Source organism: Kitasatospora sp. Ki12, assembly GCF_054601375.1.
Map to the genome: position 1 here is coordinate 3,212,890 of NZ_BAAIHT010000001.1, position 11,515 is coordinate 3,224,404.

Here is an 11,515-nt window from a genome sequence, read left to right on the forward strand (position 1 = left end):
GGTCGGGAGCCGGATCGGCCGCCGGGCCGGGAGCCCTCGGAAACCCTTCGGCCGGGCGGAGGTGACGGCTGCTCTGCCTGCTGTCAGGCGGCGATCAGCGCGGTGAGCAGCCCCGAGGGGTCGATCCCGCGCGGCAGGTCGCTCACCTGTCCGTCCCCGACCTCGACCACCCGCCAGCCGGAGCCGTCGGCCCGGCTGGCGAGGTCGGTGGTGACGAAGCGGCAGCCGAGCGTCCGGACCAGTGCCCGGACCTCGGTGAGGTCGGGTTCGACGCTCTGGTGCGGGGCGTCCGGGTGCGGTCCGACCAGGACCGGCCGACCGTCCAGCCACCACACCCGCGCCTCCACGGCCCGCCCGCCCGCGCCCGGCCCGCCGCCCGCAGCGTCCCCGGTGCTCCGGGCGCCCGCAGCGTCCCCCGTGCGCCCGGAGCCCCTGTCGCCGGTGCCGCGGTCGGCGCTCTCCGGGCCGCCACCGGCGCGCTCGAACTCCTCGTACCGCCGCAGCACCACGCCACCGGCCAGGAACTCGCCCTGCAGTTCGACGAACCGCGCCACCACCCGGCCGACGGCCGGGAGGTCGGCCAAGTCCGGTACGTAGCAGGCCTCGTGCCACTCGTGCTTGCGCGACTTCACGTAGTCCTTGACGATCGCCGGGCCGCTCCCGCCCAGCCGGGCCGCGGCCGCGGCCAGCTCCGCCGGGCCGGGCGCCACCGGTCCGGCGGAGGGGATCCACGCACTGGCCGGGGTCGCCCCCTCGAACACGCCGTACCAGCCGGGCAGTTCGTGGGCCGCCGCGTAACCGGGCGGGCTGGTCAGCAGGTTGCCGCCGCGGGCGGTGAGCGCGGCGCCGAAGCCGCGGTACCGGGCCGAGGGGAGCATCCAACCCCGGTACCAGAGCGGGCCGCTGTCCCTCGGCACCCGCCGGACCGCCTCCTCGGCCTGCCCGGCGAGCAGCGCGTCGTGGTCGACCAGATGGTGTTCGCCGCCCGACTCCCGCAGCAGTCTGGCCTCCCAGGCGAAGTGCGGATCGGGTCGGCGCGGGTTGAGCGGATCGGCGGGGAACAAGATCGCGGGTACGGGCATGGCCGTCAGGGTACGGCCCGAGACCCGGTGCCGACCCCGAGGACACCGGCCCGGGACGGTGAATCGGCTCGACGCCCCGAACGGCCGCTGCGAGAGTGATCCGATGCGAAATCCCCTGCGAAACCCGATGCGCAAGCTGCTGCGGCCCGGCAGGCGGGTGCCCCGGCAGGCCGCCCGCACGGTGGTCCTGGACGAGAACGGCTCGGTGTTCCTGCTCCGTTCGGACAACGACGAGGTGGGCGTCCACTGGACCATGCCGGGCGGCGGGCTGGAGCCGGGCGAGTCCCCGTGGGAGGGCGCCCGACGCGAGTTGTGGGAGGAGACCGGCTGGAGCGACCTCGAACCCGGCCCGCTGCTCTGCACCTGGGAACACGACTTCACCTGGCACGGCACCCCGGTCCGCCAGCACGAGCACATCTACCTCACCGACGGACCGCACCGCGGCCCGGTCGGCGACGTCAGCGCGGTGCACGCCGTCGACCGGATCCTCGACTGGCGCTGGTGGACCACGGCCGACCTCGCCGACGAGAACGCCGACGCGCTCTGGCCGCCCAGGCTGCCGGACCTGCTGGACGCCGTACGCGAGAGCTGGGCCGCCGACCGGCAGCCCCCGGTGCCCGTCGACCTCGGGTACATCCCGAACACCCCGGCGACCGGCTGACCACCGAACACCCACAGCCGAAGCTCCGACGGGCGGAGCCCCGGCGGCCGGGGCTCCGACGACCGATCGGCGGCCGCCCCCGGGGGGAAGCCGTCGGACGGCGGGGCGCCGCGCGGACCGGCTAGGGCCGCCCGCCGCGCCGGGGCCGGGGGGCCGGACCGGCCTCCCAGCCGTGCAGCTCCAGCTCCCGGTCGTGCAGCGCGCCGGGGTTCATCAGCACCGTCAGCCGGGCGCCGACGAGTCGCCCGGAGCCGAGCCCGGTCGCGGACAGCAGTTGGTCGGTCGGCACCGAGACGGCGATGGCGGGGCGCCAGGAGGGCAGCACCACCAGACTGGTGCCGCGTCCGGCCCGGATCACCTCGGCCGCCACCCGGACGGGTGCTCGCTCCTCCGGTCGGCCGAGGGCCTCGGACTGGCCGGGGCTGCCACCGATCAGGATGCCGAGCGGAGCTTCGCCGGGAGACGCCCCGTCGAACGCGGCCGGGGCGTCCGGCACCCGGTCCGTCACCGTTCCCGTCGGACCGGCGGGTTCACCCGTCCACTCGGCGGCACCAGGGAAGCCGACCCCGGCCGGGCCGGGCGCGGCCGTCTCCCGTGCGGTCGCCTCCTGCCCGCTCGGAGCGGACTGGGGGTGCATCCGGCGCAGTCGGCGCGAGGGCGACGGCCGCCGGGACCCGAGGATCCGCGGCTCTTCGCGCGCCGCACGCCGCGCCGGCGCGGACGCCGACGGGAACCGGACGAACCCGGCCTCGGACCCGGCACCGACCGCGGTCCCGTCGCCCTGCTCGTCGCCGTGCGCTTCGCCGTGTTCACCGAAGCGTTCACCGGCGTCGGCAGGCGGCGTGGCCACGCCCACGCCCGCTTCGCCCACGCCCACGCCTACGCCTACGTCTTCGCTTTCGCCGAGCAGCGCCCGCACTTCGTCGACCGGTCGCCGGCACGCCTCGGCCAGCTCGGTGATCGAACGGCCCTGCGCACGTGCGGCCCGCAGCCGCTCGGCGAACGCCGCCCGCAGGCTCGCCGCGGCCGGACCGCCGTCCGCGGGGACGGGCTCCGCGCCGGGCTCCCCGCCGGGGGCCGTGACGGGAGCCGGGGCCGGAGCCGCCGCGGGGAGGGTGTACGCCCGCGCGTCGTCCCGGCTGCGCGGCTGCGGCACCGAGTCGTGGCGGATCACCCCGTCGGCGGTACCGGACGTGGTGGTGACGGCCTCGGCGGCCGTCGCGATCGAGCACATCGGGACGGCCGCGGCGGGCTGCCCGGGTGCGCCGTGCGGGCCGGGCGGGTCGGGCAGGGACGGGTCGGTTGCGGTGGGATGGAGCGAGGTCATCGGCGGCCCTTCGGGGGATGGTCCCGACGATCCTCCCGCACCGCGCGACCAGCTCCAAGCGTCGAACCCGATGCCGTGCGGGCGACCACCGGGGGAAGACCGCAGGACCACCGCGCGGCGCCCGCGAGGCCGCCCCCTGGGGCCCCGCGGGACCACCGGCCGATCACCGGCCGATCACCGTCCCGGCCGCGCCGGCCCCCGCCCGCCCCGACCGGCGGCTCCGGCTCAACTGCCGGGCGCCACGAAGCCCTTGAGGTCGGCGAGCACCGCGTTCGCCGCCATGACGCCGAGCCCGAGGAACCAGGTCTCGTCCGAAACCGGCCGGGCCTGACCGGACTTGACCGCCCCGAGGGTCTTCCAGAGCGCGCCGCCCAGCACCGCGTCCTGGTTGGTCGAGCTGGGGCTGCCGTACACGCCGTAGAAGACCCAGTCGGCGTCGGCCTTGTCGATCTGCTCCGGGCTGACCTCCACCGCGAGTTCCTTGACCTGCTCGATCTTGGGCTGCGGCAGCGGCACGTCGGTGAGGATGGTGCCGATGAAGGAGAGCTCGGCGTAGAGCCGGGTGCGGCCCGGCATGAAGCGCAGCGGTGTGATGGTGGGCCGCTTGTCGCCGAGCCCGGCGCCGATCGCGGTGGCCGCTGCCCGGTACGCGTCGAGCTGCGCCTGGGCCTCGGCCTGCAGACCGAACGCGCTGGCGTTGAGCAGGAAGTTCTGCTTCCAGGGGTAGCCGGGGCGCAGCGAGAAGACGGTCGGCGCGATCTTGGACAGCTGCGCGTACTGGTCCTGGGCGCGCAGCTGGCTGCCGAGGATCAGGTCCGGCTTGAGCGCGGCGATGGCCTCCAGGTTGAGGCTGTTGATGGTGCCGACGGCGGCCGGGCTGCCGGCCTTGTCCTTGAGGTAGGACGGCATGGTCTTGGAGCCGTCGGTGTGGACGACGCCGACCGGCTGGAGGCCGAGCGAGACGACGTTGTCGAGTTCGCCGGTGTCCAGCACCACGACCCGGACGGGCTTGGCCGGGATGACGGTCTCGCCCATGGCGTGCCGGACGGTGCGCGGGTAGACACCGGGGGCGGCGTCGGTGCCGAAGCCCTTCATCTTCTCGATCACGGTGGCGTAGTCGTCGCCGCCCTGCTTGACCGACTTCTGGTCAGGCGTGGCTCCGCCGCCACCGGGGGCCGATCCGCCGGAGCCGCCGGAGCCGCCCGATCCGCCGGAGCTGCCGCAGGCGGTGAGCAGCCCGCCGAGGCCGAGGACCGCCCCGCCGGCGATCCCGGCGGTGAGGAACCTGCGGCGGCTGGGGGTGCGGGGGACGAGGGCCAGGTCGTCGGAGGTGGGGGCCACGCGACGCTCCTTCACGGGTCGGGACCGATCGAACTTAGGTGAGGCAAACCTATCTCGATACGGACCGGACGCTCCGCCGGGGGCCGGGGCCGGGACCGGCGCCGGACACTCCCGCCAGGGGCGGGCAGAGGGAGGCAAAGGTCATCGAAGTGCATAAAATCACCAAGAGTTGGTCTATTCAACCTTCCGTGTCCGCACTTAGAGTGCGCTGGTGTTTGATCAGCAGCTCTCAGAGCACACGAGCAGCGGCCGGGCAACGGCGCCCGACGCTCCGAAGGGTGCCCCGGTCAGTGGCACCAGTGGTGGAGTCCCCGAGCCGGGGACGGCCGGGGGAGCGGGGGACAAGGGTCTACGGGGCGGTTCCGTGGGCCTGCTGGGCAGCGTGGTGCTGGGCGTCTCGACGGTCGCCCCGGTCTACTGCCTGACCGCGACGCTCGGTCCGACCGTCACCGCGGTCGGCGTCCAGATGCCCGCGGTGTTCCTGGTGGGCTTCCTGCCGATGCTGCTCGTCGCGTTCGCGTACAAGGAGCTGAACAAGGACTTCCCGGACTGCGGAACGTCCTTCACCTGGACGGCCAAGGCCTTCGGCCCCCGGATCGGCTGGATGGCCGGCTGGGGACTGACCGTCGCGACCATCATCGTGCTCTCCAACCTGGCCGGGGTCGCGACCGACTTCCTCTACCTGATGCTCGGTGAGATGACCGGCAGCGACCGGATCGCCGACCTCGACGGGAACCAGGCCGTCCACCTGCTCACCGTGGTCCTGCTGATCGCCGGCGCCACTGCGATGAGCTACCGGGGGATGACCGCCACCAAGTGGTTCCAGTACGGCCTGGTCGGGCTCCAGCTGGCCGTGCTGCTGCTCTTCGCGGCGATCGCCGTCGGCAAGGCCGCCACCGGCGAGCTGCCCGACTCGATCGGCTTCTCCTTCTCCTGGCTGGACCCGCTCCAGGTCAGCTCCTTCAGCGCGTTCACCGCCGGACTGTCGCTGTCGATCTTCATGTACTGGGGCTGGGACACCTGCCTGACCATGAACGAGGAGACCCTCGGCGGCGCCAGGACCCCCGGCCGCGCCGCGATGCTCACCATGGTCACCCTGGTCGGCTCGTACCTGCTGGTCGCGGTCGCCGCCCAGATGTTCGCGGGCGTCGGCACCGCCGGCACCGGCCTCGGCAACCCGGAGACCGCCGACAACGTCTTCGCCGCGCTCGCCCGCCCGGTGCTCGGCTCGCCGTGGAGTGTCCTGCTCTTCCTGGCCGTCGTCGCCAGCGCCGCCGCCAGCCTGCAGACCACCTTCATCCCGGTGGCCCGCACCCTGCTCGCGATGAGCGCCTACCGGGCCGTGCCGCCGCGCTTCGGCACCGTCCACCCGCGCTTCCGCACGCCCGGCTACGCGACCGTCGCGGCCGGCGTCGCCACCGCGGTCTTCTACGTCGGCATGAGCCTGATCAGCGAGGACGTCGTCCAGGACACCATCCTGGCGCTCGGTCTGATGATCTGCTTCTACTACGCGCTGACCGCGTTCGCCTGCGTCTGGTACTTCCGCCGCTCGCTGCGCACCGGTCCGCGCGACCTGCTGCTCAAGGGCGTCGCCCCGCTGCTCGGCGGCGTGCTGCTGAGCGCGGTCTTCCTGCAGACCCTCACCGACGCCTGGTCCCCGGACTACGGCAGCGGCGCCGTCCTCGGCATCGGCTCGGTGTTCGTCATCGGCGTCGGCATCCTGCTGCTCGGCGCCGCGCTGATGACCTGCTACGGCCTGGTGCGGCCGGAGTTCTTCCGCGGCGAGACGCTTCGCCGGGAAACTCCCGCGCTGGTGGTGGAGGACTGACGCTACGCTTGATCGCATGAAGCGCTTCGTGGGCCTGAACTGGTGGCCGTCCTAGGACGGCCACCAGCACTCGCCTGACCAGGGCCGTCCGGGATGGACGGCCCTGTCGCGTTTCCCCGCTCTCCAGCGGGACGGGCCCCTCGCCCCGGACGGCCGCGACCACCACCGCCACCGCCGCCGTACCGAACCGAGGAGTACCCGTGAACACCGCCACCGCCGTTGCCACCGCCACCGCCGCTGCTGCCACCGCGACCACCACCGTCGACGACCCGACCTCCCACCGCGTCCTCACCGGGGACCGCCCGACCGGCCCGCTCCACCTCGGCCACTACTTCGGCACCCTGCGCAACCGCGTCCGACTGCAGGACCAGGGCGTCGAGATGTTCGTCGTGGTCGCCGACTACCAGGTCATCACCGACCGCGACCTCGCCGACCGGCTCGCCGAGCACACCGAGAACCTCGTCCTGGACTACCTCGCGGCCGGCCTGGACCCCGAGCGGGCCACGATCTTCGCGCACAGCGCCGTACCCGCCCTCAACCAGCTGCTGCTGCCCTTCCTCAGCCTGGTCAGCGTCGCCGAACTCAACCGCAACCCCACCGTCAAGGACGAGATCGCCCACTCCAGCCAGTCCGCCGTCAGCGGGCTGATGTTCACCTACCCCGTCCACCAGGCCGCCGACATCCTCTTCTGCAAGGCCGACCTCGTCCCGGTCGGCCAGGACCAGCTGCCCCACCTCGAAGTCGCCCGCACCGTCGCCCGCCGCTTCAACGAGCGCTACCCGCACACCGACGGCAGCGGCGTCTTCCCCCGCCCGCAGGCCCTGCTCTCCGATGCCCCGATGCTGCTCGGCACCGACGGCGGGAAGATGAGCAAGAGCCGCGGCAACGCCGTCGCCCTCGGCGCCACCGCCGACGAGACCGCCCGGATCATCCGCGGCGCCAGGACGGACGCCGACCGTCGCATCGGCTACGACCCGGCCGGCCGCCCCGAGGTGTCCAGCCTCGTCCTGCTCGCCGCGCTCTGCCAGGACCGCGCCCCCGAGGCCGTGGCCGAGGAGGTCGGCGACGGCGGAGCCGCCGTCCTCAAGCGCGTCGTCACCGAGTCCGTCAACGAGCACCTCCGCCCGCTGCGCGCCCGCCGCGCCGCACTCGCCGCCGACCGCGGCCACCTGCGGCAGGTGCTGCGCGACGGCGCCGAACGCGCCAACGCCGTCGCCGACGCCACCCTCGCCGAAGTCCGGGAGGTGATGGGCGCCGTGATCTGAAGCGTCCTCACCGACCTCACCGACCTCACACCGAGGCCCATAGGACCCCGCAGACATCCGCCGGGCCGGGCGGGGGCATATCGTCACCGGGCGGCCGCGCCACAGCGCGGCCGCCGTACCCCGCTCCCGCGCCCGAAAGGCGGCCCGGCCCATGGACCAGCACCCGACCACACCCGGCCAGGGGCTGACCCGTCCGCCACACCTGCGCCCCGGCGACCACATCGTCGTCGTCGCCCCCAGCGGCCCGATCGACCCCGAACGCCTCACCGCGGGCTGCGCGATCCTCCGCTCCTGGGGGCTGCGCGTCACCGTCGCCCCGCACGTCCTCGACACCCACCCCGCCCTCGGCTACCTCGCCGGCACCGACGCCGACCGCGCCGCCGACCTCCAGACCGCCTGGCTCGACCCCACCGTGGACGCCGTCATCTGCGCCCGTGGCGGCTACGGCGTGCACCGCATGGTCGACCTGCTCGACTGGACGGCGATGCGCGCCGCCGCACCCAAGCCCTTCATCGGCTTCAGCGACGTGAGCTCCCTGCAAGAGGCCTTCGCCCAGCGACTCGGCCTCGCCACCCTGTACGGGCCGATGGCCGCCGCCTCCTCCTTCATCTCCGACGCCCCCACCGCCGAGCACCTGCGCCGCACCCTGTTCGACCCCGCCGCCACCACCGTCCTCACCTCCGCCACCGCCACCCCGCTCGTCCCCGGCCGGGCCCACGGCGTCACCGCCGGCGGGTGCACCCACGTCCTCGTCGCGGAGCGCGGCACCCCCGCCGCCCGGTCCTCGTACGCGGGCAGCATCCTCGTGCTGGAGGACGTGAACGAGCACCCGTACCAGCTCGACCGGATCCTCACCCAGTTCCGGCGCTCCGGCGCCCTCGACGGGGTGGCCGGCATCGCCCTCGGCTCCTGGGAGGGCTGCGGACGTCCCGAGCGGGTCCGCGAGGTGATGCTCGACCGGCTCGGAGGGCTCGGCATACCGGTGCTCTGGGAGCTGGGCTTCGGACACTCCCCGTCCACCCTCACCGTTCCGCTGGGCGTCCCCGCCGTCCTCGACGCCGACGCCGGCACGCTCACCCTGGACCTGCCCGCGCTGGCCGAGCGGCGGTAGTGGCCGCGGTGGCAGCAGGGGCAGCAGCGGCAGGGGGCAGGGGGCTGATCAGGGGGGCGACTGAAGGCCCGGTTCCGCGGACCCCGGGTGAGTAGGGTGCGGCCATGAACGAGGACCGCCTCACCTCACCCGCCCTCACCTCGCTCGCCCTCGGCTTCCTCCGGGGCCCGGGCAGCAACGCCCGCACGATCCTGGGACTTGCCGGCCCGCCCGGCGCCGGCAAGTCCACCCTGGCCCGCCACCTGGTGGCCGAGGTCGAGCGGGCCGAGGGGCCGGGCACCGCCGCCTACGTCCCGCTCGACGGATTCCACCTCTCCGGCGCCCAGCTCGACCGCCTCGGCCTGGCCCACTGCAAGGGCGCCCCGGCCACCTTCGACGCCCACGGCTACGTCGCCCTGCTGCGCCGCATCGCCGCCGACCGATTCCAGGACATCTACGCACCGGACTTCGACCGCACCCTGGACGAACCGGTCGCCGCCCGCCACGTGGTCCGCCCGCACACCCGCCTCGTCATCACCGAGGGCAACTACCTCGCCTCCAGCGACACGCCCTGGCCCGACGCCCGCCGGCTGCTGCGCGAACTCTGGTACGTCCACACCGACGACCAGGTCCGCGAGGAACGCCTGCTCGGCCGCCACCGCGACGGCGGGCGCGACGAGGCAACCGCCCGCCACTGGGTCACCGGCAACGACCACCCCAACGGCGAGTACGTGAAGCCCGGCCGGGCGCTCTGCACCCGGACCGTCCCCGGGACCGGCGGGCTCGACCGGGTTGCCTCCGGCACCGGACAGGGGTAGTGTTTCCTAGTCGCTCGACAGGAGCACCGGACACGCATCGGCGCGGACGGTTCCGGGGCGGCCAATCCTCTGAAACACCACTTCCCAGTTCGGGCTGGGTCGCGTTCGCATTTCCGCGTCGTGGCTCGGTTCTTATTCGGCGTGCTCGTTTTAATGGGTTGCGGTCGATTCGCTTTTCGGAGCGGGGATCGGCTAGAGTTTGAAACGTCGGACGGGGCATCAAGCCGCAGAAGACACCGGCGAGTTGGATGAGGAAGCCCGGAAACGGCGCGGAAAACATCTGGTAAGCTGGAAACACGAAAGAACGAAGCCCGGAGGGCCTGCTGGAAGGCAGTCCGAAGGAAGCGTCCGTTCCTTGAGAACTCAACAGCGTGCCAAAAGTCAACGCCAGATATGTTGACATCCCCGGCCTCAGATTGTTCTGGGGTTGGAGATTCCTTTTGAAGTAAAACACTAGCGAGGACGCAGTGCGCGGGATCACCCTATTCCGGTGGTTGCCGTGCCGCTCAACGCGGGTGTCGACCCGATTACGGGTATACATTCACGGAGAGTTTGATCCTGGCTCAGGACGAACGCTGGCGGCGTGCTTAACACATGCAAGTCGAACGGTGAAGCCCTTCGGGGTGGATCAGTGGCGAACGGGTGAGTAACACGTGGGCAATCTGCCCTGCACTCTGGGACAAGCCCTGGAAACGGGGTCTAATACCGGATATGACCTTCCTCCGCATGGGGGTTGGTGTAAAGCTCCGGCGGTGCAGGATGAGCCCGCGGCCTATCAGCTTGTTGGTGGGGTAATGGCCTACCAAGGCGACGACGGGTAGCCGGCCTGAGAGGGCGACCGGCCACACTGGGACTGAGACACGGCCCAGACTCCTACGGGAGGCAGCAGTGGGGAATATTGCACAATGGGCGAAAGCCTGATGCAGCGACGCCGCGTGAGGGATGACGGCCTTCGGGTTGTAAACCTCTTTCAGCAGGGAAGAAGCGCAAGTGACGGTACCTGCAGAAGAAGCACCGGCTAACTACGTGCCAGCAGCCGCGGTAATACGTAGGGTGCGAGCGTTGTCCGGAATTATTGGGCGTAAAGAGCTCGTAGGCGGCCTGTCGCGTCGGATGTGAAAGCCCGGGGCTTAACCCCGGGTCTGCATTCGATACGGGCAGGCTAGAGTGTGGTAGGGGAGATCGGAATTCCTGGTGTAGCGGTGAAATGCGCAGATATCAGGAGGAACACCGGTGGCGAAGGCGGATCTCTGGGCCATTACTGACGCTGAGGAGCGAAAGCGTGGGGAGCGAACAGGATTAGATACCCTGGTAGTCCACGCCGTAAACGTTGGGAACTAGGTGTTGGCGACATTCCACGTCGTCGGTGCCGCAGCTAACGCATTAAGTTCCCCGCCTGGGGAGTACGGCCGCAAGGCTAAAACTCAAAGGAATTGACGGGGGCCCGCACAAGCAGCGGAGCATGTGGCTTAATTCGACGCAACGCGAAGAACCTTACCAAGGCTTGACATATGCCGGAAACACCTGGAGACAGGTGCCCCCTTGTGGTCGGTATACAGGTGGTGCATGGTTGTCGTCAGCTCGTGTCGTGAGATGTTGGGTTAAGTCCCGCAACGAGCGCAACCCTTGTTCTGTGTTGCCAGCATGCCTTTCGGGGTGATGGGGACTCACAGGAGACTGCCGGGGTCAACTCGGAGGAAGGTGGGGACGACGTCAAATCATCATGCCCCTTATGTCTTGGGCTGCACACGTGCTACAATGGTCGGTACAAAGGGCTGCGATGCCGCGAGGCGGAGCGAATCCCAAAAAGCCGGCCTCAGTTCGGATTGGGGTCTGCAACTCGACCCCATGAAGTTGGAGTTGCTAGTAATCGCAGATCAGCATGCTGCGGTGAATACGTTCCCGGGCCTTGTACACACCGCCCGTCACGTCACGAAAGTCGGTAACACCCGAAGCCGGTGGCCTAACCCGTAAGGGGAGGAGCCGTCGAAGGTGGGACCAGCGATTGGGACGAAGTCGTAACAAGGTAGCCGTACCGGAAGGTGCGGCTGGATCACCTCCTTTCTAAGGAGCACATGGCCGCTTGCAGGCGAATGTTCTGCA

Annotated in this window: 8 protein-coding genes and 1 rRNA gene; 6 read left to right on the plus strand and 3 right to left on the minus strand. The window is 71.4% G+C overall.

Annotated features, from left to right (window positions below):
* Positions 1 to 83: 83 nt before the first annotated feature.
* Entirely contained in the window at positions 84 to 1,082 is a 999-nt protein-coding gene (locus ACYP53_RS14205) for an ATP-grasp domain-containing protein (RefSeq protein WP_459647583.1), read from the minus strand.
* A gap of 103 nt (positions 1,083 to 1,185) precedes the next feature.
* Between ACYP53_RS14205 and ACYP53_RS14210 the strand changes: the two genes are divergently transcribed.
* Entirely contained in the window at positions 1,186 to 1,743 is a 558-nt protein-coding gene (locus tag ACYP53_RS14210; protein ID WP_459647584.1) for an NUDIX hydrolase, read from the plus strand.
* Positions 1,744 to 1,864: 121 nt separating this feature from the next.
* On the opposite strand, the gene ACYP53_RS14215 is transcribed toward ACYP53_RS14210, so the two are convergent.
* Both ACYP53_RS14215 and ACYP53_RS14220 read right to left on the minus strand, forming a co-directional pair.
* On the minus strand, positions 1,865 to 3,070 hold the full coding sequence (locus ACYP53_RS14215; protein ID WP_459647585.1) for a hypothetical protein: 1,206 nt from the start codon (positions 3,068 to 3,070) through the stop codon (positions 1,865 to 1,867).
* 225 nt (positions 3,071 to 3,295) lie between these two features.
* Complete coding sequence (locus tag ACYP53_RS14220; protein ID WP_459647586.1) at positions 3,296 to 4,411, minus strand: ABC transporter substrate-binding protein; 1,116 nt, start codon at positions 4,409 to 4,411, stop codon at positions 3,296 to 3,298.
* Positions 4,412 to 4,775: 364 nt separating this feature from the next.
* Between ACYP53_RS14220 and ACYP53_RS14225 the strand changes: the two genes are divergently transcribed.
* The 5 genes from ACYP53_RS14225 to ACYP53_RS14245 all read left to right on the plus strand — a co-directional run bounded on the left by ACYP53_RS14225 (position 4,776) and on the right by ACYP53_RS14245 (position 11,476).
* Positions 4,776 to 6,239, plus strand: a complete 1,464-nt coding sequence (locus ACYP53_RS14225; protein WP_459647587.1) for an APC family permease — start codon at positions 4,776 to 4,778, stop codon at positions 6,237 to 6,239.
* Between the two features lie 200 nt (positions 6,240 to 6,439).
* Complete coding sequence (gene trpS, locus ACYP53_RS14230; protein WP_459647588.1) at positions 6,440 to 7,504, plus strand: tryptophan--tRNA ligase; 1,065 nt, start codon at positions 6,440 to 6,442, stop codon at positions 7,502 to 7,504.
* Between the two features lie 151 nt (positions 7,505 to 7,655).
* Positions 7,656 to 8,615, plus strand: a complete 960-nt coding sequence (locus tag ACYP53_RS14235; protein WP_459647589.1) for a S66 peptidase family protein — start codon at positions 7,656 to 7,658, stop codon at positions 8,613 to 8,615.
* Positions 8,616 to 8,719: 104 nt separating this feature from the next.
* A complete protein-coding gene (locus ACYP53_RS14240; protein WP_459647590.1) occupies positions 8,720 to 9,412 on the plus strand; it encodes a nucleoside/nucleotide kinase family protein in 693 nt (230 codons plus the stop codon).
* A gap of 540 nt (positions 9,413 to 9,952) precedes the next feature.
* A 16S ribosomal RNA gene (locus tag ACYP53_RS14245) occupies positions 9,953 to 11,476 on the plus strand.
* Positions 11,477 to 11,515 lie beyond the last annotated feature (39 nt).

What these genes read in the sequence shown, in the direction of transcription:
- ACYP53_RS14215 (WP_459647585.1), bottom strand. Translation starts at nt 3,070, where the DNA reads ATGACCTCGCTCCATCCCACCGCAACCGACCCGTCCCTGCCCGACCCG.
- ACYP53_RS14210 (WP_459647584.1), top strand. Translation starts at nt 1,186, where the DNA reads ATGCGAAATCCCCTGCGAAACCCGATGCGCAAGCTGCTGCGGCCCGGC.
- ACYP53_RS14240 (WP_459647590.1), top strand. Translation starts at nt 8,720, where the DNA reads ATGAACGAGGACCGCCTCACCTCACCCGCCCTCACCTCGCTCGCCCTC.
- ACYP53_RS14235 (WP_459647589.1), top strand. Translation starts at nt 7,656, where the DNA reads ATGGACCAGCACCCGACCACACCCGGCCAGGGGCTGACCCGTCCGCCA.
- ACYP53_RS14205 (WP_459647583.1), bottom strand. Translation starts at nt 1,082, where the DNA reads ATGCCCGTACCCGCGATCTTGTTCCCCGCCGATCCGCTCAACCCGCGC.